General features: G+C 42.6%; 23 protein-coding genes and 1 pseudogene. 1 reads left to right on the top strand and 23 read right to left on the bottom strand.

Going from position 1 to position 26,993, the window contains the following annotated elements:
- Positions 1-7: 7 nt before the first annotated feature.
- The 23 genes and pseudogenes from B9N86_RS13835 to B9N86_RS13730 all read right to left on the bottom strand — a co-directional run bounded on the left by B9N86_RS13835 (position 8) and on the right by B9N86_RS13730 (position 26,203).
- Positions 8-691: a 4'-phosphopantetheinyl transferase family protein gene (locus B9N86_RS13835; protein WP_210190674.1), complete on the bottom strand. Its 684-nt coding sequence runs from the start codon at positions 689-691 to the stop codon at positions 8-10.
- 557 nt (positions 692-1,248) lie between these two features.
- A complete protein-coding gene (locus B9N86_RS13830) occupies positions 1,249-1,578 on the bottom strand; it encodes a hypothetical protein (protein ID WP_244563082.1) in 330 nt (109 codons plus the stop codon).
- Between the two features lie 185 nt (positions 1,579-1,763).
- Positions 1,764-1,847 (bottom strand): annotated as a pseudogene (locus B9N86_RS30300) (gluconate 2-dehydrogenase subunit 3 family protein); the annotation flags it as partial.
- 38 nt (positions 1,848-1,885) lie between these two features.
- Positions 1,886-4,195, bottom strand: coding sequence for a beta-glucosidase family protein (locus B9N86_RS13825; protein WP_244563081.1), 2,310 nt, complete (start codon positions 4,193-4,195; stop codon positions 1,886-1,888).
- Positions 4,182-5,423, bottom strand: coding sequence for a PTS sugar transporter subunit IIC (locus B9N86_RS13820; RefSeq protein ID WP_208919789.1), 1,242 nt, complete (start codon positions 5,421-5,423; stop codon positions 4,182-4,184). The genes B9N86_RS13825 and B9N86_RS13820 overlap by 14 nt, the downstream gene beginning before the upstream one ends.
- A 199-nt stretch (positions 5,424-5,622) precedes the next feature.
- A complete protein-coding gene (locus tag B9N86_RS13815; RefSeq protein ID WP_208919788.1) occupies positions 5,623-8,121 on the bottom strand; it encodes a GH39 family glycosyl hydrolase in 2,499 nt (832 codons plus the stop codon).
- 569 nt (positions 8,122-8,690) lie between these two features.
- Complete coding sequence (locus tag B9N86_RS13810) at positions 8,691-8,984, bottom strand: YfzA family protein (RefSeq protein WP_244563080.1); 294 nt, start codon at positions 8,982-8,984, stop codon at positions 8,691-8,693.
- A 71-nt stretch (positions 8,985-9,055) separates the two neighbouring features.
- Positions 9,056-9,928 (bottom strand): CPBP family intramembrane glutamic endopeptidase, encoded by an 873-nt coding sequence (locus B9N86_RS13805; RefSeq protein WP_208919787.1) that lies wholly within the window; start codon positions 9,926-9,928, stop codon positions 9,056-9,058.
- A gap of 38 nt (positions 9,929-9,966) precedes the next feature.
- On the bottom strand, positions 9,967-10,260 hold the full coding sequence (locus B9N86_RS13800; protein ID WP_208919786.1) for a YfzA family protein: 294 nt from the start codon (positions 10,258-10,260) through the stop codon (positions 9,967-9,969).
- 13 nt (positions 10,261-10,273) lie between these two features.
- Complete coding sequence (locus B9N86_RS13795) at positions 10,274-10,897, bottom strand: ABC-2 transporter permease (protein ID WP_208919785.1); 624 nt, start codon at positions 10,895-10,897, stop codon at positions 10,274-10,276.
- Positions 10,890-11,756, bottom strand: a complete 867-nt coding sequence (locus tag B9N86_RS13790; protein WP_208919784.1) for an ABC transporter ATP-binding protein — start codon at positions 11,754-11,756, stop codon at positions 10,890-10,892. Before B9N86_RS13790 ends, B9N86_RS13795 begins: the two co-directional genes overlap by 8 nt.
- Positions 11,753-12,136 carry a GntR family transcriptional regulator gene (locus tag B9N86_RS13785; protein ID WP_208919783.1) on the bottom strand — a complete coding sequence of 128 codons (384 nt, stop codon included), beginning with the start codon at positions 12,134-12,136 and terminating at the stop codon, positions 11,753-11,755. Before B9N86_RS13785 ends, B9N86_RS13790 begins: the two co-directional genes overlap by 4 nt.
- Positions 12,137-12,746: 610 nt before the next feature.
- On the bottom strand, positions 12,747-13,340 hold the full coding sequence (locus B9N86_RS13780; RefSeq protein ID WP_208919782.1) for a sugar O-acetyltransferase: 594 nt from the start codon (positions 13,338-13,340) through the stop codon (positions 12,747-12,749).
- Between the two features lie 299 nt (positions 13,341-13,639).
- Positions 13,640-13,975 carry a hypothetical protein gene (locus B9N86_RS13775; protein ID WP_210190673.1) on the bottom strand — a complete coding sequence of 112 codons (336 nt, stop codon included), beginning with the start codon at positions 13,973-13,975 and terminating at the stop codon, positions 13,640-13,642.
- Positions 13,976-14,214: 239 nt separating this feature from the next.
- On the bottom strand, positions 14,215-15,180 hold the full coding sequence (locus tag B9N86_RS13770; RefSeq protein ID WP_208919780.1) for an ABC transporter ATP-binding protein: 966 nt from the start codon (positions 15,178-15,180) through the stop codon (positions 14,215-14,217).
- The gene (locus B9N86_RS13765) at positions 15,177-16,157 is read right to left on the bottom strand and encodes an ABC transporter ATP-binding protein (protein ID WP_208919779.1); all 981 of its coding nucleotides are present in this window, start codon (positions 16,155-16,157) and stop codon (positions 15,177-15,179) included. Before B9N86_RS13765 ends, B9N86_RS13770 begins: the two co-directional genes overlap by 4 nt.
- A 7-nt stretch (positions 16,158-16,164) precedes the next feature.
- Positions 16,165-17,097, bottom strand: a complete 933-nt coding sequence (gene opp4C, locus B9N86_RS13760; RefSeq protein WP_208919778.1) for an oligopeptide ABC transporter permease — start codon at positions 17,095-17,097, stop codon at positions 16,165-16,167.
- Positions 17,098-17,114: 17 nt separating this feature from the next.
- On the bottom strand, positions 17,115-18,068 hold the full coding sequence (locus tag B9N86_RS13755; protein ID WP_208919777.1) for an ABC transporter permease: 954 nt from the start codon (positions 18,066-18,068) through the stop codon (positions 17,115-17,117).
- A 95-nt stretch (positions 18,069-18,163) separates the two neighbouring features.
- Entirely contained in the window at positions 18,164-19,912 is a 1,749-nt protein-coding gene (locus tag B9N86_RS13750; protein ID WP_208919776.1) for an ABC transporter substrate-binding protein, read from the bottom strand.
- A gap of 352 nt (positions 19,913-20,264) precedes the next feature.
- Complete coding sequence (locus B9N86_RS13745) at positions 20,265-23,435, bottom strand: ATP-binding cassette domain-containing protein (protein WP_208919775.1); 3,171 nt, start codon at positions 23,433-23,435, stop codon at positions 20,265-20,267.
- Positions 23,436-23,731: 296 nt separating this feature from the next.
- Positions 23,732-24,493 (bottom strand): GNAT family N-acetyltransferase, encoded by a 762-nt coding sequence (locus B9N86_RS13740; protein ID WP_210190672.1) that lies wholly within the window; start codon positions 24,491-24,493, stop codon positions 23,732-23,734.
- A gap of 282 nt (positions 24,494-24,775) precedes the next feature.
- The gene (locus B9N86_RS13735; RefSeq protein ID WP_208919774.1) at positions 24,776-25,093 is read right to left on the bottom strand and encodes a hypothetical protein; all 318 of its coding nucleotides are present in this window, start codon (positions 25,091-25,093) and stop codon (positions 24,776-24,778) included.
- A 117-nt stretch (positions 25,094-25,210) separates the two neighbouring features.
- Positions 25,211-26,203 carry an AraC family transcriptional regulator gene (locus tag B9N86_RS13730; protein ID WP_425298612.1) on the bottom strand — a complete coding sequence of 331 codons (993 nt, stop codon included), beginning with the start codon at positions 26,201-26,203 and terminating at the stop codon, positions 25,211-25,213.
- A gap of 164 nt (positions 26,204-26,367) precedes the next feature.
- On the opposite strand from B9N86_RS13730, the gene B9N86_RS13725 reads away from it, so the two are divergent.
- The gene (locus tag B9N86_RS13725; protein ID WP_208919772.1) at positions 26,368-26,949 is read left to right on the top strand and encodes an NAD(P)H-dependent oxidoreductase; all 582 of its coding nucleotides are present in this window, start codon (positions 26,368-26,370) and stop codon (positions 26,947-26,949) included.
- Positions 26,950-26,993: the final 44 nt, after the last annotated feature.

The following is a 26,993-nucleotide window of genomic DNA, read 5'->3' as shown; positions in this document are numbered from 1 at the left end:
AATCGTGTCAGGCCAGATTATCAATCAAATCTTTATAATCGTGAATTTGTATAGATGCCGGCTGATGATTGCCAAGTGAGCAGACAGACAGCTTGTACTCAGGGTCGATCTCAAACTGTGTAAACCGACATGACTCCCAATCCGGATCTAGCATGAATTTGTCATTATCCTTTATGCGAATACTGAAAGAATCTAGCGGAGTCGACAACCCTGTACCCAACGCTTTGATATAGCTTTCTTTGAGTGTCCACAAATCATAGAAATATTCCTTTCGTTCCGACTCCGGCTTGGATATGAGATCCTTATTCTCAAGAGGGGAGAAGAACCGTCTGGCAATCTCAAGATCAATCTCCTGGATCTGTTCAATGTCGATGCCCACGGCGTTCTGATCCCAGATCATGACAACCCAACACCCTGAATGAGAAATATTAAAATGAAACTCTTCATGCCCGAACAGTAGCGGTTTTCCATAATTGTTTTTAACAAAATGAACGTCCCGGTTCGGCACGCCGAGGTCCCGGCAAATCATTGCCCTGGCTAGGAGTTCACCGAATAAGGAGCGGTTTGCATCTTCTTTTCGGATGAAACGGTCGATTTGGATACGTCTTTCTGCTGAAATAAATGAAGCACTCCGATCATATTCCTGCATTCCCATCGTCTCAGGAAGTTTTACTGCTGCAGCCTTAGGCATTTTATCACCCACACCCTTCGATTTTACTCTGTCTTTACAGACCTGACGGTATACTCAAAAACAAATTCCATCGGCGAAAAAAAGTTCCATTCTCCGAATTCAGGCCACTCTTTCTTTTTGTTTAAATTTCATCAGCCTCTATAGGTACTATAACTTAATCTATGACTGTATAGATTCTTCGATTGGTAAACGAATAGTTTGTTTAGTTAAGCAACGCCTCGCCTCGTATACCCTTCCACGCTTAAAAATTCGATATGTTATTAAACTATCCTGCCCGTTAGCTTAATAAGCTGTCGAGGTCGATTAACATTAGACAATCATCTAATCGACACGATGGAAGTTTTTGTCCCGAGCCGAGGACAAGAACTTCCATCGTTAAAACTAAAAGCCGCCTTACAGGCGACTTCTTAAGCGACTATTTTCTTGTCCTCTGACAAATTAAGAAAAAAACGCTTGCTGCTCGTGTATGTGCTTGTCCTACAACAATAGAATCTCAAATCAGGCGAAACTTCGCCGAAGCAGCATAATTAGTTTACATAATATAAATTACGTAACACTCACTTATCAGGGTACAACTCATGGATTTTGGAGACCAGGTCTTCTGAATTGGTATGGAACGCTTGATTCGAATCCGTCCAGGCCGATTTCAGAAAATACGATGCATGAAAACGCCATCCTTGATGATCTAGATTAAATTCCAGTTGAATTTCGCGCCCCGGCCTTCCTCGGTACACCCTAGAACCCGGCTTGCGCCAGCTACCAATTTGGGTGATCCTGTCCGGATTCTGACCAACGATATATGTAAATTTGTCATTGTATGGAATGTCCTTCAAATAAAACTTTGGACAACCAAAAAGTAAACCACCGTGCGGCACTTTATTGTACATGTTCTATAGGAGGATACGAACGTCTCTGTCATGATTTCAGCCCCTCCTTCGTTCTTCACGCTCATTATCGATGAATGTCCTATTGGCCGCCTTATGAAGCCTCTCCATTCTCGAAACCGCAATATAATAAACCCCCATGATAACAACGAGATCAGTATCTGCATTGTATCATGAGGGTCATAAAACTGGTGATCGATGAAAAATGCTGCGCCTAGCTCTTTGGCGCTCGGGCCATTCTCATCTGCAAGAAATATACGTTCCACGGCTGCTTATGTGATCCTATATTCATAGCCGGATTAACTTTTTCTCATTTGGCAAAGCGTCTCTGATGGACTCGACTTATAAGTTCTTCAATGATGTCATCTGGTGACCGGTCAACCATCCAGCTTTGACCAAACATCTGAAAAATCTTAATGACAGGGAAGTCTTCCCAAAATCCGATGAACTCTTCATTGAGATAAACCTTGTCTATGACGTGCCGGTTCATCTCATCCAAGCATTCTTCCAAAACTGATTTAGCGGTTTGGTCGCTGATCCAATCGCTGAGTAAGCTGAACTTGTGAAATGATATTTCTTCCTTCCCAAAATCACAGTACAGGCGCTCCGTGATTCTGATATCACGAGAAGAACTGCCAAGCGCAATTTGGAAGTAACCACTCTCCGCTACCCAGCGGTTATATTTTGTATTGTAATAGGCAAAGTCTCTCTCTTCAAGTTCAAAAACAACCTCCTTCTTTTCCCCAGGAGCTAACTCGATTTTGGCAAATGCCTTCAATTCTTTCTCTGGACGCGTCCATTTGCATTCTTCGTCGTGCACGTAAAGTTGAATTACCTCCTTCCCGCTCCTATTTCCGATATTCTCCAACCAGAAAGAGATTGTAACACCTGTCTCCATCTGAGCCACTTTCATATCCTTATACGCAAATGAAGTGTAGGATAAGCCATGGCCAAATGGAAACTGTGGAGCAAGTTCTTTTCGATCGTAGTATCTGTAGCCGACGAACAGCCCTTCACGATAATATAACTTGCCATTCTCCCCACGAATACGCATATGTGAAGGATTATCTGAAAGTTTTACTGGAAAGGTCTCGGACAGTTTGCCGGATGGGTTCGTCTGTCCAAACAAGATTTCAGCAATCGCTTTGCCCATGCCTTGTCCGGAAAGCCAAGAGTGAATAACGCCAGGAACATGCTGAACCCAGGGACGCATCGCCAAGGCTGAACCGCTGCTTGACACCACAATACATTTAGGTTGAACGGCTGCAATCGCTTGAATTAGCAGGATCTGTTGCTTAGGCAAATCAATTCCCTTTAAGTCACGCATTTCAGATTCGGCGTATTCTGGCTGGCCAACGAATATGACTGCAACATCTGATCTTGCGGCCAATGACGCACTCTCCTTGATCATCTCCTCATTGATGGAGTCATCTTCCAGATAGCCTTCAGCATAGCTCAGCTCAACGGAAGCTCCCGCCAACTCCTTCATTTCTTCCAAAGGGATATCGATGCGTGTAGACGTAACTTTAGCGCTGCCGGCTCCTTGGATTCTTGGCTTGCTGGCAAACCGACCAATAACCGCAATGGACTTGGTTGATGCAAGCTGTATCGGAAGAATACCGTTCTCATTCTTCAGAAGCACGATGCTTTCCGCTGCAGCTTTTCGTGCCAGAGTATGATAATCCATACGAGAAGTCGGAGCAGATCCTTCACTTCCGGTTACACGTTCAACAAGCTTTAGAATACGGGCAACGCTTTTATCAAGCTGCTCTTCAGTAAGAACCCCACTCTCAACTGCTTCGATAATAGCATTCGTATTATAGTAGGCAGGTCCCGGCATTTCGAGATCAAGTCCAGCTTTAAGCCCACGGATCCGGTCATTGACGGCCGTCCAGTCTGATAGCACTACCCCTTCGTATCCCCACTCTTTTCTCAAAATATCGTTTAATAAATGTTCGTTTTCACTTGTATACGTTCCATTAAGCAAGTTGTAGGAGCACATGATTGTCCAGGGATCCGCTTTTTTAATAATCCGTTCGAAGGCGCTTAAATATATTTCTCGCAAAGTCCGCTCATCCACCTCCGAACTAGTCACCATTTTTTCAAATTCCTGATTGTTGCAAGCAAAGTGTTTAAGCGAAGCTCCAACTCCTTTGCTTTGAAGGCCCTTGATAAAGGCAGCGCCGAGTTCACCTGTCAGGCAAGGATCTTCCGAGTAATATTCAAAATTCCTTCCTCCAAGCGGAGTCCGCTTCATGTTGATTCCTGGGCCGAGCAGCAACTCTACCCCCATTTCAATTGATTCATTCCCGAGTGCGACCCCGACTTCATGCAGCAGTTCAGTGTTCCAGGAAGAACCGATTGCTGATCCTGTGGGATAACAAGTGGCAGGAATATTTTCCGTGGTGATCCCCATTTCTTCGTCACTGTTCGTTTTGCGAATACCATTCGTTCCGTCATACATATGAACAGGCGGAATGTTGAGTCTCTCAATCCCCTTGGTCATCCACATATTTAATCCCGCGCAGAGGGATGCTTTTTCAGTAAGTGTCATTTCCTTTATCAAATCGTTAATAGATGCATTCATTTGTTTCCACCCTTTCATGTCAAGCTTCTTCATGTAACTCCTGCTCTTTCTTTAGCTCCTGCGCATCATACAGTTTAAAAAACGGAAACCATACGACAAACACAATCAGCAAGACGACGGCGAGCAGAATCAGTCCGTTAAATCCGGACATAATGTAAGTCGATACACCGATCGGTGTATACCACAGCTGAAAGATTTTACTTGGAATTTGAGCTAACCCCATATCAAGAGCCAAATAAACGACAATGGGTGTTATTAGACCGTTAATCCACATGGGCACCATCAAAAGTGGATTGAACGCGATTGGCGCCCCGTATACAACAGGCTCGTTAATATTGAACAAGGAAGGAATTAAAGTTGCTTTACCAATGGCTTTCAGCTTTTTGGATCTGGCAAACAGGAACCAGATGACAAGCGGCAACGTTGCACCCATCCCTCCGATTCCAAGCCATCCGGAGAAGAAAGTTTCAAATGTATTAATGTTGACCGGATCCAGGCCCTGAGCCACCAATGCGGCATTTTCCTCGATCGCTGGAATCCATATGGCATACCATATTGGCATCAGAACCCATGGGCTGACCCCAAAGGAATACAACACAACCCCAATAAAATTGAAAAGAATAAAACCAAACAGGCTTTGCCCCATGGCATTAATAGGTTCGAACACGCCCACGATAAGTCCAAAAATGTCAAAGTGAAGCTGATATACAAGAACCCAACCTGTGCCCAGTATCAAGGCAATCGGTACCAGGAAGTCAAACCAATCCATAATAAACTCTGGCATGGAAGAACCTTTTTTAAAGAAAGAAATCTTTGTGCAGACATTCATTATAACCGCGACGAAGACGCCTACAATCAGTGCCGTAACCATACCCGAAGGACCGAAACGCTCAAGAATGAACTGGATGGTACCGTCCTCGTTTATTGTTGGATTAAGCAGCATGATGAATAAAGATATTCCGGTCATTCCCGCGAGCAGCTTGATTTTGTGACGCTCCTTTTTTTCCATGACGGTATAAGGCGTTAGAAATACAATAAACAAACCGAGAAGACCGAAGCTGAAGGTTGTGATTGGTGATAAATCCGGCATTCCAGGAATAAAGTCTTGCAAAATAGAAATCAACGTAATAATAGAGCCAATAAAAATCATTGGTATCGCAACCATAATGGCTTCTTGAATCGATGCTATCCAAATATTATTTGTAATCGCCTCCAATCTTGGTGCAAAAGATTCCGTCATCCATTTCATGAAACGCTTCATCTGTTTATTCCCTCCTGTAATTCTCTTGTGGACACAACTATAGTATAAATTTCATTGTTAACGCTTACTTGTTGTAAATTGCCGCTCATATGGTCGTTTTTTGTTCACTTCACATCTTTTATTCCTGCTCATCTGTGCCACTTAAGATAGATAACAAAAAACACCCCTCATTATAGAGTGGTGTTCTTGAAAATTGTCTTTAAAATTGTTTCTCCAATGTGAGTAATAATATACCATGTGGAGGAAGATTAATTTCTTTCTGCCAGCTTTTATCCTGTAATATCTCTGTCCGGATAACCGGGCCGCTTCTTCCGTGAAGATACGCAAGCTCCTCCTCCGTCAAAAATACCGGAGCCCCCATGCGAACCCACTCGTCAAAAACGGAGCCATGATCTCGATCCAATTGATAACTTGTGCATTTATAGGTTCCTGAAAGATGAGAAATGTTTATTTGAAAAACTTTGTTGCCTTTCTCTTCGAACACTTCGTAACGGTTAAGATTGGACAACTCCGACCAGTCTCCGCTTGAAAACAGATGATCCACATGGACGTAATGATACAGCAGAAGTTGCATGCTCCCGTCACTTTTTTGAGTGCCTACATAACCGTCCCCTTTAACGATTAACTCTTCACCCAGTCTCTGAAGAAACTCAAAAGCGTAATAGCTCGGCTTCTTAAGTCCATCTCTATTCATCAAACCAAAACCTCCATAAAACGGAGAGGAAGGAACAATACTTTCCTCAAACACATCAGTAAAGCACCAAAAAGCCATTGCCTTCACGTCTCCCAGCGTATTCATCGCATGATAAATGACGAATGGAGCCATGAACATGGTATCGTGCAGCAGATGCCGGTCATAGAGCGAAAAGTTCCATTCGGTAATATGCAGCTCCAAATCACGGAAAGAGGTGAGCTCCATTTTTTGCTGCAGCCGATGTATGCTTTCTTTATAAAAAGAAGGCGGCATCATCTTCGTTAAAATATGATTCTCAGCTTTAAGCTGAGGATATTCCGAATATATATGAAAGGAAAAGAAATCTAGCGGTACTTGATGCTTCCGGCAGTATTCCATAAACTCTTCAGCCCATGTGTCGTTCCAAAGTGAACCATAACCTAAAGCAGGGCCTCCTACTTTTAGTTCTGGAAGAATTGACTTGATCACTCGGACTGTAGATTCATAAAAAGAAAAGTACTCCTCTTTTCTCCCTGCCCAGCAAACTCCAGATAAGTCCGGCTCGTTCCACACTTCGAAGTACCATTGCTTTACTTCCTCAACCCCGTACCGATTTATGCAATGCCGAACGAACTCACGAACAAGCGCCTTCCATTTTTCCTTATCGGCTGGAGGGGAAATATTCCCTTTCCACCAGAATACGGTTTCGTTGGAACGGCTGAGCAGGGTCGGCATAAAACCGAGCTCCACAAATGGCCTGATCCCCAGCCCAAGAAGAAAGTCATAAAGCTTGTCAACATAAGCCCAGTTATAGACTGGGGTGCCGTCATCCTCTTCGTTATATACCATCATCTCATCATTAAAGATGCCGTGGAAACGAATATATTTAAATGGGATTCGTCCTACAAGTTCAGAAAGCTGACGACGCCAGTCATCACGCAGTCCTTCAACTGCCCTGCCTGCGGTTGTGGTAATATTCCAGTGCTTATCGTACCCTCTTGACGACATGCCTGTCTGAATCCGTATCTGCTCGTGGTCCGTAACAATAGGTGTTAAAGGGTTGACTGCCTCCTGATCTTGATTTGTTTTCAGATCCAGGTAACGATATAACGACCCCATCGCATTGATCGTATCTAACTCATAATAGTCTCCACTTGAGGACTCGTCGTAAGTGAGCGGCTTCCGATTAGGCTTATCCTGATTAGGTGCCATAGTGGCTTCTCGATACGAGCTTGGTGTACAGCCGTACTTTTCCTTGAAATACTTATTGAATAACTTTACGTTAGCAAAACCGCAATCCATCGCAATTTCAGTGATGCTCTTTTCACTTCCCGAGAGCTCCGACTGAGCCTTCTCCAAACGGATCAGCGTTAAATATTTTTGGAAAGGAATACCGATTTTATCCGTGAAAAAGTGAGAAAAATAATGCAAGCTTAAGTGCTCTTGTTCCGCCATCGTCTGCAGCGTAATCTTCTCTTTGTAGTTTTGATCGATATAGGTAAGAACCCGATTCAGCCTTTTATAGTCATAGCTCTTGCTGCCTTCTTCAGCTTCCGAGTTTATTCCCTCCGAAAAATATCGCAGTAAATGTCCGCATAACGTTTGAAGCCTCCCCAGCGTGTAGCTTCGATAACCTGGTGTTTTCTTGTTCATCTCCCATACCATCTTTGCAAGATCGTGCTTGATGGTGTCAAATCGGAAGCCGTTCGGTTCAGCCTCAGTCGTTGAATTACAGGAAATGAAAACGTTATTGTACAGCCACTCCGGACCAAACTGAAGTGTTAATAATATATTGTCATGGCTACTCCCCTCAAATTTATGGACCGACATGCTGTTCACCACAATGACATCGTCCTGATTCAGAGTATACTGCTTCTGGTCAAGGTACATGATAACAGATCCTTGGAGAACGTAGAGAATTTCCACCTCTTTATGCCAGTGAAATTGAATATGCTTAACGCTGTTGACAAACAGCTTGAATGGCATATCATCCTGATGCTCGATAAATTCGTAAAGGTAACGCATACGATGTCCTCATTTCTTTTAACTGAAAAACGATATATCTTTTATTTAAGTATTGAACTGATTTTGCTCATATATTACAAGTATAATTTTAAGTTATAGTAGCTTATCATAATAGCATATATATTTTATGACTTTTACATACATGAGGAAATAAGGTTGGTTTTGGAGAAAACCGTTAGTATAATAGGCTGCCGGTGTTGAATAACATTAGACAATCATCTAATCGGCTAAGGATGCAAGTTCTTGTCCTCTGACATTTGATGAATGATCGACTAGAACTTATATCGTTAAAACAAAAAAAGCCGCGATCTACGCAGCATTTTATGCATTGAAGCTCGTGACTCCTCTTGTCCGGCCTTGTGGAGGAACTGGGGGCGATTTGATCCCTGTCTCACAATGAGACGAATCAACTAGAGCCTTTTTCTTATTTAATTTTTTTCCACTTTGAGTCTATCCGTAATTGTTCATCGGACAATTTTATGTCGCAATTCCACAAATAAGTTTTCATCCATAATTCACCTGGCATTTAGTTTATCATTATAATAGCTCGTTCCTCTTCAAAAATGGATTCATTTTCTAGAAAAGATGTCTTTTATTGCATCTATGAGAGCAGATGGGAGTAATGTAACCCCAAAAAATCCCGTAAATACATTAAATTCAGGTGTGTTATATGGAGTGAACCATTCTGTAAATAACTTCGAATTAATAATTTTACCAATTAATGTTCCGGGTTTGAATTCTCTGTACGGTGACCAGAAATACATATCACAGACGATAAAGAATAATTGCATAAGAAGCAACCCAGCAAGGGTCATCATCCAACCTTTTATTCGAGGACGACCCTTTTTTTGTGTATCTATCATTTGACTAGTTCTCCTTTTTAGTTATCACTTTGACCATACAACTGTGCGGCCTCCCGCGAATCCCGACAAAGTTAGCTGAATCGAGCAGTTTTATGTCGCCCTTCACTTTTCCGTATAAAACGCTTCACACCTAGTATAACGAGTGATACAATGATACCCCCAATAATAATCATACAGATTGTGAATAACCCGCCGAATCCGGGCACTGGTTCGTAGTAGGTTATGATCTGTCCTCCATATCCATGTTCAAATATGACAAACCTCGAGATTTCTAAGTATGCGATGTGAAAACCAATCGACGCCCAGAGACTCCCGGTCCATAGACGGAGCAGCTGCAAACATATTCCAAAGGTTAGAATTAATATGATATAAGGCAAGTTAATGATGTTTCCGGGAGCAAGACCAAAGAGCACTTGAAGCTGGGTAACTGTAATAGGGACAAGTATAAATAAAATAATTTGAAATAATACAGCTAGCCAAGCCGCGAATCGATGACGCAAGACATCATACAGCATGCCTCGCAATCCTAATTCCTCTGGTAAAGCTTCATATAGAAAAGCAATGATAACATTGATAAGCAGCGCAGCAAGCCACTGATCGGGATTATGCCATTGTTCAATGACGATCCACCCTTGAGAACTAGCTATTATGAAACCTAATGAAGCCAGTGCAATTGCCAAGAGAACCCCAGTAATAAAGTGATGAAGTCTTTTCCAGGAATATACTGGTGTTTTAGGTTTAACACCAGTTAGCTTATAGACGTGCGGATACAAATACAAAATAACCGGAACAACCAGCCCACTCATTACTAAACCCTTAACGAATGATTGAGAATTTCTTGATAAGCCGAACAACTGTTCAGCAATATCACCGGAAAGAGCACCTAGGAACAGACCCACGACTAATGTTGACCATCCGACGAGTACCAAAAGTATCCACTTCATATATTAATCTCTCCATGACGATTTTTTTGATTTCTCGCTTAATTTTTGGAAAAAATGCTAGAAAAGATGTATGATACTGCTGCTATAAGTACAGCAACGGTGCTAATCACGGTGACCAAGTTAAAAAATGGGTAGCTATAAGGAGTAATCCATTCCGTGAAAAGATCCCCTTGCAAAATCCATTGAAAAAACCTGTTTCCTAAATTGCCCGAATCATTCATCTTCGGTACCCATGATGTGCCATCAACGGCGATAAAGTATATATGCATAAGGAGAAAAGCGCCAAGGGTAATCATCCAACTTTTTATTTGTTTTTTTTGTGTGTCTGTCATTTGAATAGCCCTCCTACAAGTCCTTTCTAGTAAACAGATATACAGTTAAGTAATAGGAAGCTATGAGTAACAGTAAAATCCCGATTGAAATAAGAAATAAAATTTGACCACTGATAAAGCTTTCCTCGCTCATCATCATCAACATAGCTCCAGGATTCATCAGAACAATCAGGCTTATCAAAAACACAACATTGATAATTTCAGCTCCTTTTTTACTAAGTGTATAAAAAAGCGGCAAATAAATAGAAATAAGAACAAGTATCATTCCTATTGGAACTAGCAGACCCGTGATCGAAAAGTCTGGTTTGTTAAGCTGTGGGAATGCTAGTTTAACGAGCAAGTGAATCCCATAGGAAGCAAGGACTCCAAAAAGCGAACCAATAATGGCTGTTATGTATTTGGCAAGAACAATATGCTTTCGGCTAATCGGCAGTGTAATTAGAAAATTATGGTTATTATTTCTGACATCTATCATCGTACTCATATTAACTGCGGCGAGAGCTACAGTGAAACCCACAGTAAAAATAGACATATCATGTTTTGGTATAAAAAAAATACTGAATAAAGCCAGACATAAGATAAGCATTCCAAGTGAGCTCTTCAAAGCGATGAAGTCTTTACGGAGTAAGTTAAGCATAAGTGCGGCCTCCCTTGGTGGTGAAATATATGATTTCTTCTAAGGAGGGTTTTTCGAACACGGCATAATTTCCAAACAACTGTTCGACCTCCTGCTTATTGTCTATTAAGCCCTCAAAACCAACAGCAGTCTCACGAATCCCGACAAATTTGTTTCGAATATCTGAATCGAGTAGTTGTGAGTCACCTTTTACAATGGCGTATCTCTCCAGCACTTCATCTTTCGCCTCATTGAAAATGAGCTTTCCACGATTTATGAAAGCTATGTAGTCAGCAATACGATCTAAATCTGTTGTAATATGGGACGAGAAAATAATTGAATTTCTCTCGTCCTGCATCATATCCGCAAGCAGGTCGAGTAATTCCCTTCTAAACACTGGATCAAGTCCAGAGGTAGGCTCATCCATGATGAGGAGCTCAGCCTCATGCGATAACGCAACAGCAAGGGATAACTTGACTTTCATCCCCTTGGATAAATCTTTAACCTTCTTCTTGGGAGACAACTCGAATTGTTCAAGATAGCTTTTAAACTTCTTATCGTTCCATTTCTTATAAAAAGGTGCGATCATCTTTCCCGTGTCGCGAATCGTAAGATGCTCATAATAGAAGCAATCATCTGATACAATACCGATGCGCTGTTTAATGTCAATCTCTTGTTTCGGCATATCACAGCCTAGTATTTTGATGCTCCCGGAGTCGGGATGGATCATGCCGAGCATCATCTTAATCAAGGTGCTTTTACCAACGCCATTCGGACCTATAAGTCCGGTTATGTAGCCTTGTTTCACATCCAAAGATACATGATCGACTGTAAATTCCTGGAAAACTTTGGTTAAATTTCGTAATTCAATCGCATTCATGGTGTCTCTTCCTCCTCGAATAATAAAGCCAGATGATTGATTAAATCTTGCTGACTCATGCTTAATTCGTTGCTTTCTCGAATGATTTCTAACATTTTCTCCTCTAGTCGTTTCATTCGCTGCTCCCGAATAAAATCTTTGTTTGCTCCGGATACGAAACAACCTTTACCTACAACAGAGTCGATTAGCTCCTCTTTCTCTAACTCTTCATAGGCACGCTTAGTCGTAATAACACTAACTTGCAGATCCTTGGCAAGCTGTCTAATGGAAGGCAGGCTCTCTCCTGCATTCAATTCACCGCTCAGGATACTCTGCCTAATCTGGTTCATGATCTGTATGTAAATTGGGTCGCTCGATGCGTTGGATATTATTATTTTCATGTTGAATCACCTCGCTGCCGTCAATAGAGTATCTACCGTGTATATATAATATACACACTATCCATTTGTGCGTCAATGTTAGTGTCTTTTATATGGGTATATCCACAGATCGAATGTCGATTCAAAATCCAACAAAAACGGCTGCTTTTGATAAGCAGCCGTTTTTGTTGGCGTCAATTTCTCATATATTTATCTGCGATTTTCTTGACTTCTTCGATGGTTCAGCAGATTTCTCCACAATCCGTCCCCAGTAACAATTATTGCTTGCAAGGCAGTTTTACCATGATCTCTGAATTTATTCTTAACATATTATTCCTCTTGGACGGAGGAATATTCAATCTTGTATTTTCTCTATAATTTCACTAACACAATGTTCTATATCCTTATTTGAGCAATCAAGAGTTGTATCACTATACTTAATGTATAGAGGAACTCTTTCCTCGTAAACGTCCTTAAGACTATTTATAATATTTACAGTTCGTATTGGTATAACTGTAATGCCGAAGCTATCCTTTGCACGTAATTTCTGAATAGCTAATTTAGTGCGTTGTGAATTTTTATATGAAAAGAACTGTAGGGAAATTATTTTCTACTACAGTTCTTTTCAGCCTCACTTCAACGATGTACTTTCAAACTGTCTTTTATCTTCTTCAGTTATTGCTCGAATTACCCGGCATGGATTCCCGGCTGCAATGACATTGGCAGGTATATCTTTAGTGACCACACTGCCGGAGCCAATGATACTATTGTCACCGATCGTGACCCCCGGATTAATAATGGCTCCTCCACCAATCCAAACCCTGTTCCCGATATGAATAGGATACGCAAACTCCACTTCAGCGGCTCTCATTTCAGGGTCAATAGCATGTCCTGCTGTAAAAATACTTACATTAGGGCCAATAAAGACGTGATCGCCGATCGTGACTCTGTTGCAATCCAGTACTGTGAAATTATAATTAGAATAAAATTGTTCACCAATTGAAATGTTGTATCCATAGTCACATCGGAATGGCGGCTCAATGAAAAAGTTTGTTCCCGTTTGACCCAGTAATTGCTTTAACAGATTGTCCCGTTTCTCAATTTCACTTGGCCTCAACGCATTATAATCAAACAATATTTCCTTCGCGCGCTGTCTTTCCCCCAGCAGTTCCTCTCCAAAAGCCTTGTATGCCAGGCCAGCTAACATTTTTTCTTTTTCTGTCATGTTAAACGACTCCTCTGCTTGTTTTTTTACCCAATTCCAATAATAAAATACGACAACAAAGATTAAATATAAATAACCATCTAATTGTAAACCTTTCAGATCTATCTTCCAAGGCGGATGGAACAAAGCAAGAACACATTCGTAAGTCATATGATTATGCTGGAAATAGCTAATAAAATTGCGTGTAAATCGAGGGACAGCTTGTGTCAGCAGGACAGGATTCAACCTGCCAACCTGACAAGCGTTACCACGAAAACAGTTCAACTGAGTGTACGAAGGGTATGCAAGTCCGTCATGCTTTATGATTGCTCATAGAAACTCTCGCTATAACCGATAAAAGGGAGCTCCGCAGCGTACAGCGTGTGAGCTCCCTTTTCTAATTGATTTGGAATATCTTGTGCAACTTCTGTTGTTCCTGCGATGTTGTCCTGTGCTATTAGAGATGCTCCATTCGGTATTTCTTGTGGAATTGAGTCGGTCATCCGAGTTCTATACACGGCAGTACTTATACTGCCTAAAACAGCGAGTCCCAAGGCGAAACCAAATTCGCTGCTAGTCTGAGACAGTCCGCCTGCTGACGCCCGCCAAGGTTTCAAGCTCTCTTTTGGCTTGTGTGAGTTAAACAGAACTGTCAAAACCCGCCCTCAAGAAAGATTTCCATTGGTGTTTTCCCGGCTTTATAAGCCTTTCACATTTCTGATCAGGGGTGGTTTTTAAAAATTCAATTTTCTAACGTATTCAGCAAGACCCATTGTGTTATTCGCACATATATACTTGGCTCGTTGACAAGACTTGAACGATATTTCCAATTGATAAGACAACTAGTTGCACTCCTTCTATCTCTAAAAATCGATTCTATATAGTTTTAGGCCTGTTATACCAGGTGGCAGGCAACATAATGATCGTTGCCCATATTACGGAATTCGGGCACCTGTTCCTTACACTGTGCTACGGCATATGGACAACGAGTATGAAATTTACATCCTGAAGGCGGATTCGCCGGACTCGGAATATCGCCTTTGAGCACAATTCTCTCCCGCTTCAGCCTCGGTACCGGAATAGGTATTGCCGATAGCAGCGCTTTTGTGTAGGGATGAAGCGGCTGGCTAAACAATTCGTCCCGCGAAGCCATTTCCATCATAGAACCGAGATACATCACTCCGATACGATTACACAAATGCTCGACAACGCTTAAATCATGGGAAATAAACAAATAGGTCAATCCTCGGGTATGCTGAAGCCTCTGGAACAAATTAATAATCTGGGACTGAATCGAGACATCCAGCGCGGAAACCGGCTCGTCGGCGATAATAAAATCAGGGTTGAGCACCAAAGCCCGGGCGATGCCGATCCGCTGCCGTTGTCCTCCGGAGAACTCGTGAGGGAACCGGTTATAATGATAGGAGGAAAGACCGCACGCCTCCAGCACATCGAGTACCCGGTCGCGAATCTCTTCCTGCGGCGCAAAACGGTGCTCCAGTAAAGATTCTCCTATCGCGTCTCCAATACGGATGCGAGGGTTAAGCGAACTGTAAGGGTCCTGGAAAATAAGCTGCATCTTGGGCCTTAGCTTACGGACTTCCGGTTTGGGCAGCTCATGAAAGGGAATCCCCTTAAAGAGCACTTCCCCGCTGGTTTTCTCATGCAGTCGCAAAATCGTGCGCCCAACAGTGCTTTTTCCGCTGCCGGATTCGCCAACAAGTCCGAACGTTTCTCCCGATTGTATCGTCAAGCTGATATCGTCGACCGCTTTGACGTATCCGACGGTACGGTTTAGCAGTCCCGCGGTGATCGGAAAGTATTTTTTTAAATGGCGTACCTCAAGCAATGCTTCACTCATGCTTCCGCCTCCTCTTCATACAACCAACAGGCTGCTCGATGACCAGATTCTACTTCCTTTAGCTGTGGCTGCCGGGTTCGGCAGATAGGTATGCATTTTTCGCAGCGATCGTGGAAATAGCAGGATTCGGACAGCTCAAACGGACTTGGGACTTGTCCCGGAATCGAGTATAACTGTTCCGTCCGCTGACCGATAACCGGCTTGGATTTAAGCAGTCCGCGTGTATAAGGATGTTTCGGCCGCTCAAAAAGCTCCTCGACGTCCCCTTCCTCGACGATTTTTCCGGCGTACATGACGATGACATAGTCCGCCATTTCCGCCACCACACCAAGGTCGTGGGTGATCAGCATGATCGACATATTGGATTGCTCCTTGCTTTGCCGGAGCGTTTCCAGCACCTGGGCCTGGATTGTTACGTCCAGAGCGGTCGTCGGTTCGTCAGCAATAAGCAGCTTGGGCCCGCACGAGATCGCCATGGCAATCATGATTCGTTGTAGCATTCCTCCTGACAATTGATGTGGATAAGAAGCTGCGATTTGTTCAGCTCGGGGAATGCCTACCAACTCGATTAGTTCCAGTGCCCGGACATAGGCTTGTTTTTTGTTCAGTTTTTGATGGAGCATAAGCGGCTCCATGATTTGCCTGCCGATGGTGATGACCGGGTTAAGGGAGGACATCGGTTCCTGAAAGATAATAGAGATGTCGTTGCCGCGGATGCGCCGCATCTCTTCTTTGCTGATCTTCAGAAGATCCTTATCCCCGAACCGGATTTGACCGCTTACGACTTTCCCGTGAGGTCCTTCGACCAACCCCATGATCGACATCGCCGTTATGCTCTTACCGCATCCGGATTCGCCCACGATGCACACCGTCTCCCCTTCATGGATTCGAAAGGTGATATCGTCTACCGCTTTTACCGTGCCTGCCCCCGATTCAAAATAGGTACTTAAGTTGTTGACCTCGATTAATGGATTCATCTTCCGTTCACCTGCTTGTATTCTGTTTTGGATCGAGAACGTCGCGCAATCCGTCGCCGAAAATATTGATGGCAATGACCGTCAAAAAGATGGCCAGTCCGGGAGGGATCCACAGCCAGGGACGCTTCTCGAAATCGATCACATTGTTGGCTGCATCAATCATATTTCCCCAGGTCGGAGTTGGAGGCATGACCCCCAGCCCAAAGAAGCTGAGCGCGGATTCCGACAAGATCGCCCCTCCAATGCTTAACGTGGCAATAACAATCAGAAGCGGGAATACATTGGGCAGCAAATGACGAAACAACTTCCGTCTATCGCTAAGGCCAAGCACGTCGGCAGCGTGTATATACTCCCTCTCCCTTAACGTTAGTATCTGGCTTCGGACAAGACGCGCAACGCCTGGCCAGCCGATTACACTAAGCATTAACATGACGAGATAGAGCCGATAATCGGTCGGAACTTTCCAATCCGACATGAGCGCTCCCATAATGAAGAGTATGGGGAGTCCAGGGATCGTAAACAGCAAATCGGCGATTCGCATGATCATCTGATCCATGACCCCGCGGTAATAGCCAGAGATGACGCCGAGAACCGTTCCGATGGTCATCGACAGCGCCATGGATGCAAGACCTACCGTCAGCGAGATTCTGCCGGCTTGCAAAAGTCGGGTGAGCACGTCCCTGCCGAGCAAATCGGTTCCCAACCAATGTTTGGCGCTCGGGGGCTGGTGCATCATGGCAGGATTGATCTTGCCATCCGCATAAGGAGAGAACAATGGTCCGATAAAACAAATCAAAAACATAAACACCATAAAAGCGAAGCCGGCTACGGCCAGCTTGTTTTTGCCCAACTGGCGAGCCGATTGCCGCCATATCGAATCCGAAGCATCCAAAAGGCGGCTGGCTTTCCCCGCCTGGCCTGCCGTCGTAGGAATGGACACGTGAGTTCCTCCTTTCTTTAAAGCCTGACCCGAGGGTCGGAAGTATGATAGAGTATATCGGATATCAGCGTACCGACGACCGTCAATATGGCTAAAAACATCGTAAAGCCCATTAAGAGCGGGTAGTCCCGAACGGTAAATGATTGCATGTACAACTGCCCGATTCCCGGCCAGTTGAAAATTTTCTCAATAATAATGGAGCCCCCGAAAAGACCTGGCAATTCGAAGCCGATCAATGTAATCGCAGGAAGCATCGCGTTTTTCAAAGCGTGGCGGTAAAGGACCGTTCTTTCCTTCAATCCTTTGGCACGTGCGGTCCGCACGTAATCCTGTCGGATGACTTCCAGCATGTTGCTGCGGAAATAACGAGTCAGCGAACCTACGCCAAGCAGTATCATGACAGCGACCGGAAGCAGCATATGATGCAGCACCTCGACGATATAATCCCAGCCTTCGGCTCGGCTGCCTGTCGTAATCATTCCTCCGGGCGGGAGAATTTTCAAATCAACGGCAAACACCTTGATCAGGAACAAACCGATGAAGAACGAAGGAATGGACATCGCGGCGAATATTCCGACCATGATAAACGTATCCAACAGCGAATACTGCTTGTAGGCTGTAAGGACACCGACGATAACGGCAAAAAACCAGGTGAAGAATGTCGAGACTACGGCAAGCAAAAAAGAGTTCCATATGTAATCCTGAAACAGATCGAGGACCGGACGCTGCTGAGCCAAGGAATAACCAAAATCTCCTTTGAAAATATTGGCCATCCAATTCACGTATCGTTCGAATATCGGCTTGTTCAACCCGTGAATTTCCCTCAGCTCTGCCTTGCGCTCCTCGCTTAAGCTCAAATTGTTGTCGACGTAATCGCCGGGCGTTAACGAATACAGAAAAAAAATCAACAGAGACGCGCCAATCAAAATCAAGAGCATATACAAACATCTTCGGAGCAAATAGGTTCTCATGTTCTCTCCTTAATCAGGCATCTCCGGCCTGAAGAGCTCAGGCTGGAGATACCTTAGTTAATAGAGCGGGCCAAAGGCTCTCCGTCCTAAACAGCCTATTGAAGTTCCCAATCCGGCAAGCTATAAGCGATTCCGGCCAACGGGTTTAATTCGAAACCGTCAATACGGCCATTGATGGCGATAACCGATTTAGTATAGTTGGTAAACATGATCGGCAGTTCATCGTTTAAAATCTTGAACATTTCATGGTAAATCTCTTTGCGCTCATCAACGTTGCTTATAGCCAATCCTTGTGCATAAAGCTCGTCAATTCGAGGATTGTCGTAGCCTTTCGTCTCCCCTTTAATAAATCGGCTTACCCCTTGCGAAGGGTCGCTGATAATGGTAGTAGAGAACGAGGCCATGTCGTAATCGCCACTGTCGACCTTGGTTACGAGTGTGTTGAAATCCGGGAATTGCTCAGGGATAAAATCGACGCCGATTTCTTTATAGTTCTCCTTGGCGACCGCTATAAAAATATCGGTGTTCGGGCTCTTCGATCCAAGGTAGTTGATTTGCAGTTTTTTTCCATCCTTCTGACGAATTCCCTCCGCTCCGATTGTCCATCCGGCCTCGTCCAACAGTTGTTTTGCCTTTTCCGGATCGTACGGATACGGATTGATGTCTTCTTCCGTATAGGACCACAGAATTGGGGAGGAAGGAATGTTGGCGATCGTAGCTGCGCCTTGCCTGGAATCAACATAAATCAGTTGGCGGTCGAGACCGTAAGTCAAGGCTTGACGGACGCGCTTGTCTTTTAGATGATCTTTTTCCAAATTGAATTGATTGTATCCGTAATTGCTCGCGGTACTTGGCACCAGGTTCAAGAAACCGAGATTTTTTAGTTTTTCGATATTATCCGTGGTGGCTGAGAAGCTGCCGTAGTCCACTTCCCCCGTTTCGATAAACTGCCATGTGTCCCCCTCGGTCGTCTTGTAAATGAAGTATTCCGTCTTCGGTTTTCCGAAAACATAGTGTTCGTTGGCAACAAAACGTATTTCTTGGCCTGGAATGAACTTCTCAAGCTTGTATGGCCCGTTCGTGATCGGGTTGGCGTGCAGGTTTTTAATATAATCCAGATTGCCGAACTTATAATCCTTGCCGTAGTAGGCTTTGGATAATATCTGGCCACCCAGCACAGTCAGTGCGGTCGCATTCGTCTCTTCCAGCGTCACGGAAATCGTTCGCTCATCGATAACTCGAATACCTTCGATGGAATCCGCTTTTCCTTCCTTGTATGCTTGCCCGCCTTTGATATTGGTTTCCACGATGCTGTTAATACCGTCGTATGCCGGATCATGAAGTAAGGTCCATGTAAATTTAACATCCTCTGTCGTCATAGGCGATCCGTCACTATATTTCAGACCTTCGCGAAGATGAAATGTATAGGTCAGCTTATCTTCGGAAACTTCCCATTTCTCGGCGAGCCCAGTGACCGGCAAGCCGTTCGTATCAACACGGACAAGCGGGGTGTATAGTACGGAGTTCACGTTGCCGTCATACCCAACCTGTGTGAAATAGGGTGTGAATGCGCCGCTCGGGTTCGTCAGGGTGACGATAATCGCATCGTTGCGCTGCTTGGCCCTGTCCGGGAGTTTGGATAAATCCGTCGCAGCTAAAGGCTCTTGAAGTAAATTGTCTTCCGTCCCCTGCTTCGTAGACGATTCATTGGTGGCGTTGGACTGGGGAGAAGGAGACGAAGCCTCCGGCTGAGTGTTGGTAGAACTTGACGAGCAACCCGCCAGAATGATCGAAAACGTCAAGAACCACAACCATAACAAGCCTGTATACCATTGCTTTTTCATAATAACCACCTTTAATTTTTTTTTATAAAACCTAACTTCAAAGCGACTCATAATTCAAATGGGTTAAGTAGGAATTATTGCTAAACTGCTACACCATTTTCCCCTTCGTTATATATTCTGAATATCCCCCCCTATTGTGTGCGAAAATAAAAAAACGCAGGAAATAGCTAAAGCAGCTATCCTACGTCTCCAATGGTATGGTCGACTCTGTTTTCATTTTTCGAACTGGTAATATGATTAATCCTATCAGATTAGTAAAATTTATTGAAGCATACCATCAGACTATACAGAGTGTCAATATTATGTCAAATGAAATAATGACAAATGGTATCATGATTCCGATAATTCTAATTTAATTATTTTGCTCAAGGAATTGGTAAATCGCCATCATATCTCGTTTATTCAACTCACGAATACGATTGAAAATTGGAATATCTGCAACAGCCTCAATAATTAAGCTTTCTGCAACAACATCACTTACTTTGCCAGTTAGCCATGTTTGTACGTCTATGCCATCGACGATTTCCTTACGCCCTTCATCATTGATGCCACTTGCATAACAACTAACACATGGTACCGATAATTTATACACACCATCATGGAGCCCATCTTCCGATATTACTTTTTTCCCTTTACAGAATGGGCATGGATCACTTTTTTTAATCTTATTAATTAGGGTGACAATTTTTTTGTAACCAAACGCTTCATAGACATACGTCAGTTTTTTGTGTTTTCCATTGGTGAAATATTTATCAATGATGGTTTCTCTCGTTTCTGTGATATTGGCAAAATCACAGATGGTGATCCGATTATTAATGCTGATCGATTCGATATTGCCACTAATACTGTCCCAGAATGGCAGGGCATTTTGCAAAACCATTTCATAGTGGGCAAAGCTTGCCAGCTCTAGTTCAAGCAGTTTCAGCGCGACTTGTGTTTCCCTAGGCAACAGAGAGACATCTTCCGTCAAAGGCATATCGCCGCCGACAATGGCTTTCATTTTTTCTAGTACCTGTAACTTCCCCACGGTTTTCATGACTTGATCAAGAGGCTGCCCAATAATCTCACGAATATCCGTGTCGCCTAATTTGAGCTTTTTATGATGCTTTAGCACGGTTCCTCGACAGATTGGACAGGTAATCATTTTTTTGGATTCTTTTATATGCTCTTTAATAATCGATTTCGATATGACCATATAGTTCCCGATGATGTAATTAAAGCCTTCCCAAGTCCTCGATGCTTTGGCTGCTTTATCATAGAATGACTTTTCCCAATACCCGTATAAAAATGTATGCTTTTCTGCTTCTGTCATCTCGTTATAACTTTTGCTTAAATCCTGACCGAGCTCATTCTTAATCTCATCAAAGATGAATTGTATTTTTGGGAGTTGATAGAACTTTAAAATCTCCATCACATCTGGATGCAATAAGCCATCCCAGAATGACACGGTTTTGTCCTGAATAACAATATTAAAATCAAATTTTTCAATCACCCGGCGACCCGAGCAGCATGGACAATGATTGTCTTGATTATAGAAATCGAAGCTATTCGTATCTTTATTGGTTGGATGCGCCGCCACAATATGGTTGATCAAGCCACCAATTTCATAGAGAAAACTATATTGACTGTACAAGTGCCGTTCCAGATCAATGGCGATGACGGGTGCAATTGTTTCAGATTCGTATTCACCATAAATCAAACGAGCCATAGATGATAAGCTTTTTAAAATGCCACCTTTATAGACGTTTTCTGCATTTTTAAAATAGGCAATATGATTTTCTTTTAAGTAGTTAATTCCATTTTGTGACTTTAGTGTTGAAGAAATTTGCAATGGAGCCACACTATAAGTACCGTTTTGTTCACGATAATAATCATCATGACTGAGAACATCAAGATGCTCCACAGATGCAAGCTGTCTTTTACCAAAATCAACGATAAAATCAGAGTTTTCTAGCATATACGAATTATGTTCAATCATAATTATTGAGACAGATTCATCCTGCAGAATGCCCCTAATACTATCAATGAATTGATTTAAAATATTTTGTGATAAACCTTTTGAAGGCTCGTCAAAAATAAAAAGCGTATTTGGGTTTCTTGAATTAGCAAACAGCTCAGAAACTAAATGGACACATTGAAATTCACCAGTCGATAAGGACTGTGTTTTTCTTTCTAACGTCAAATAACCAAGTCCAAGTTTGATCAATAAGCTCAAGCGTTTATGAGCGATGTCTTCATTTGGCAGTTCATCAATAATATCTTCAATCGAGCGCTGAAAAATATCATCAATATCTTCACTATATTTTGTGAGTTTCTTTTTAATATCAAGAAAAGTCGCAACTGTTGACCGACTGGTAATCGATTGGTTTCGATCTTGACCAACCATTACTAGTTTATCTTTGGGATATCGCTTCAGAAAATCTTTAGCCATACATTCATTAACAAGTGTAGATTTACCACATCCAGACTCGCCTGTGAAAGTTACAAGTCTATTTTTTGGAATCTGAATTTCGGCCATTTGAATATTACGACAGTAAAGATCATGAAATTGGTAATATTCTGTTGGTGTTGCCTGATTTCGTTCCCCATTGATTGGTTTTGGACGTGGTGATTCTTCAACAATTTTCCCACCGTATTTACCACTACCAGGTCCAAAGAACAAGTGTTCATCCGCTGTGTCAAGCACCGTGTCAGAATGGTCAATGAGCCAAATTTGATTTTTATACCCTAATTGTTTAATCTCTTCTAAAATTTTCAATAATGTTTGGTGATCAAGACCGACTGAGATTTCATCAATGATAATAACCGTATTTTCACTTGTAGCCATGAATTCTGCCAAGTAAAGTCGTGTTAATTCTCCACCTGATAATGTCCCCATAATGCGATTTAATGTTAAATAACCAATATTCATATTTATTATATTTTTTAGAATTTGATGTTTACCTTCACTAATATTTAAAACTTCTGCAAGTGAAAAAATGGTTTCAATGCTTAAGTCATTGATATCGGAAATACTATGTGATTTATCAAATAAATCAATTTTATATTGTTCAACTTCTTGATTATATCGCTTTCCCTCACACTTTTTACATTCGACATTTTTAGTTGTTCCGCGACCTTTACAAGCTGGACACCAACCTAATTCATTATTAAATGAAAAAACTTCCGGGGAAAGATTATATTTTTCAGCAAGGGTAACTCGAATCTCAGTAAACACACCAGTATGTGTACCAATTGTTGAACGTGGATTTGAAGAAATGGATGATCTACCTAGAAAAAGTACAAGTGGCATTTCTTCCATCTTGATGGCACTGAAGTTAGTTTCCATAATATTAGGAAATAAATACTGATATTCTGCCTTTGGCAATAAGGAAACGAGACGCTTCTTGGATTCTTCACCAATGGTTTGACAAAAAGTTGTTTTACCAGATCCAGACAAACCAGCAATGCCTAACGATTTATCTACTGGTAGTACTGCATCTAATTTGTTAATATTGTTCGCGATTAATTGATTTATTTTCATAGTGATATCCTTTCCAATCTCTATATTTACCCCACAAAGTATTTACTTAACTCTTCGTTATATTATAAAAGCTTCTACAACCATCCTGCCACGTTTGCTAAATTACAATTATTACAAGACTTGTTATTTAACTCAATCTTTTATTCCATTAAAAATGACGCTTTCCGTGTTCCGGAGAAGCGCCCGATTATAGAAGAATGGTTTATTTGTATAAAACGAGTTGGTTCTGAAAAGCAGGCATCATAGAGGATGAAGAAATCATTTTTACAGTTCGGCTAACACTTGAGTCGGACGTCTCAATCAGTGGAGTCGGGAGAAATCACATCCCACTTTCCAAACAGCGTCAAACCCGCCGCTTTAGCCAGCGAAGTGGACGCATGGTTATCGAGCTGGCATCGGTACTGGGGTTCGTATCCCTGATCATAGGCATACTTGCAGATTAAACGCACCACTTTACGGGCGTGACCTTTTCCTCTAAAGGGCGTCAGAGTCAGTACACCGAGATCCGCAATTTGCGCATTGTCCTCCCAGGGATACACGCTGGAGGCACTGACCAGGCGGTTTTGCTCAAAAGAGCCGAACACCGCCCAGTGATCCAACTCCACATAAGCGTCATCCAAGTCATGTTCCGAGGCGGAGGACTGGAACTCGGAGAAAACCGCATCATCTTGCTCTGTTAACCGGCGCAAGTCACCTTCCAGATTTTCTTGCAGCAATACGTTCTTATCGGCTTCTGAAAAATAAAAAAGATAATCTGCGCCATGCAGAGTGACTCCCGCTTCATTCAATTTCCGGCGAAAGATCTCCTCAGACAGATCTTGTCGATGATAAAGGCCTACCTTATCGGCCATCGCAGGCGTCAGGACCGCCATAACCCGGTCATCGGTTGTTTCCAGTACCATGACCCGACTGTTTTCGTCCAGGTCTGGGTTGATGGCGACAGTAAAGACTTCATCGCTATAGAGGACGTCTCCGTTCAAAAATTGCTCCCGCCAAAAGTCAGTTATCGTTTGTGAAAATAAAGGCATACTTCTTACTTGATTTGGTTGATTTGTCATTATGTTCACTTCCTTATACTTATTAATTTGCACCCTTAAGTAATTTTTTCACAGCATCGTGTGCAAAGCATAATTTGCTTTGTAAATCTCACAGTAACACCTAATTAATAGACTTATTGGGTCCATAATATCCTTGAAAACGTTAATATGTCAAGTTATACCTTTTCATAAATTTCACGAGACCATTTAGATTTGTAATTTAAGGACACATGGCTGTTGGGTGCAACCGGATGAGCTCGGCTAGCTATCTTCTTATCTAATAAAATCAATCCAGCTGAGGCTCTACTCCTTTTTCTTACAGTTGTGAATGCGAAGTTTCCTTGAAAATGCTCCATCATGCCGCCAAATATAATACTCTTGATTCCCAATAAAACCGCAAACAAAATCTAAGAGTTCTGCCATAAAATCTTGTTGCCATTCTGTTTCTAAATTCTGGTGTGTTGCAAAAAGGCGGTTGTAAACCATTTTTTCATTCATGCCGCTACCATGCAACATAACAAGATAATCGTATCCACGCTTTAATAAATGATAGTAATTTTCATCATTCAATAGCAGCGGTAATTTTTCAATTTCATTAAAGATCTGTTCATAATCACTCATATGCTTATCTTCCTAACACTAGGTAATTTATGAGATTTCAGGCGAGCAGCGCTTGCTTATCATTCTTCACGGGTAGAATGAGGCAATATTATAGGATTATATCTTTGTTTCAAAAGATTAGGGAACTATCCTGTTACGCGCTTTGGTTCGATACTGTCCCGGAGATAAACCCGTCCACTTCTTAAAAGCGCTTTGAAATGCGCTAGGCTCGGAAAAATACAGCAAATAGGCAATATCGCCGATGGAATACTCTCTTTTTTGCAAATAAATCATGGCCAATTCCTTGCGTACCTTTACAGATAGCTCATTATAGGAAGTTTGCTCGGCCTTCAACTTATGTTGAAGTGTTCTTGTGCTTATTTTGAAATATTCCGCAGTTTGCTGTAAGGTCGGAAAAAAGGAAGGAACACATTCTTTCATCCACTGAACTACCCGGTCTGAAAACGTACTTGCCTGGGTCAGCTCATCCTTGGTTTCCCGTGCCATATTCTCGAATACTCCCAGCAGTCTTGCATCAGAGTACAGAATCGGATATTTCAGCACTTCCTTACTCATACGCAGAACATTATCTTTCCCGCCAAAGCGGGGCACTTTCCCGAAAACCGCCATATAGGGCCATGTATCCGCCGGTGCGCCATGTGTAAATCGAATTTCATGCAACGGGATGTGTTGGTTGCTAAGCTTGTTGATCTTATGATACAGCGAACTTGCCATCTCCTCTACGACATGACGCGATGTTTGAACGGGATGCTGCAAAAAAAACCGGATAAGGACATCGTCCCCCTCCACTTCCCAATCCAGGTTGAATACGTTGCACAGAATCACATTGTATCTCTGATAAGCGGTAAGCGCATCGACAATGGTTTTAGAATGAAGCATCACATAACCGAGAATGCCCATGTCGGCAAGCTCTATGATCTGTCCTTGATGCACGCCAAAATGATTGTCCTGTGTGTAATTCGCGGCGGCAATCATCAATCGCTCCAATTCCTCTTCGGTAATACGAGCCTCTGTATTCTGTAATAAACTACGGTCAAACGAAGCATACTTGAAATATTTCTCTATTTCATATCCTTTATGAACAATAGTCTTCATAATCGGATATACCATTGTGATGGGAACTCCCGGGTTCTTCAATATCTACTCCCCTTTTGCGTGAATAAGCAGGATACTTGCGCTTCTGATTATTCATTTATCTTTCAATTCGTTCTATGATAATTACAGTTTTATACTAACTATTATATCGCAAACAATTGCAACAGGAGGAACTAGAGATGAAATCGAATATTCTCGTTATTAACGGACATCCCGACCCAGAGAGCTTCTGTTCGGCCTTATCCCAAGCTTATATGAAGGGGGCTTCGGCCAACAAAGCCCAGGTTCGCTCTATTGATTTGAGCAAGATCCAATTTGACCCGAACCTAAAGTTTGGCTACCGTAAAAGAACAGAATTAGAGGAAGATCTGAGAGATGCGCAAGAGCTAATCCGCTGGGCGGATCACCTTGTATTTGTTTATCCTACATGGTGGGGTGCAATGCCGGCCATCCTGAAAGGATTTATCGATCGAGTCTTTCTCCCCGGCTTTGCTTACAAATACCGGGAAAATTCTCCTGCAGTGGACAAGCTTTTATCCGGTAAGTCCTCGCGTTTGATCGTCACTGCCGATACTCCGTTCTGGTACAATAAGTTGGCATATAAGAATGCAGAATACAATGTGATGAAACGCAACATATTGAAATTTTGTGGAGTATCTCCTGTACGTGTTACTGAGATTGGTCCGATCCGAGGATCTTCGGATAAAGCGCGAGCTGAGTGGCTAGCCAAAGTGAATCAGCTTGGGGCGCAATTAGCTTGAGCATCTTCTGAATGGACGCTACTGCATAAATGAAGAATTTACAC

Source organism: Paenibacillus uliginis N3/975 (assembly GCF_900177425.1).
GTDB classification, from domain to species: Bacteria; Bacillota; Bacilli; order Paenibacillales; family Paenibacillaceae; genus Paenibacillus_AQ; species Paenibacillus_AQ uliginis.
This window is presented reverse-complemented; position numbering and strand designations above follow the sequence as displayed.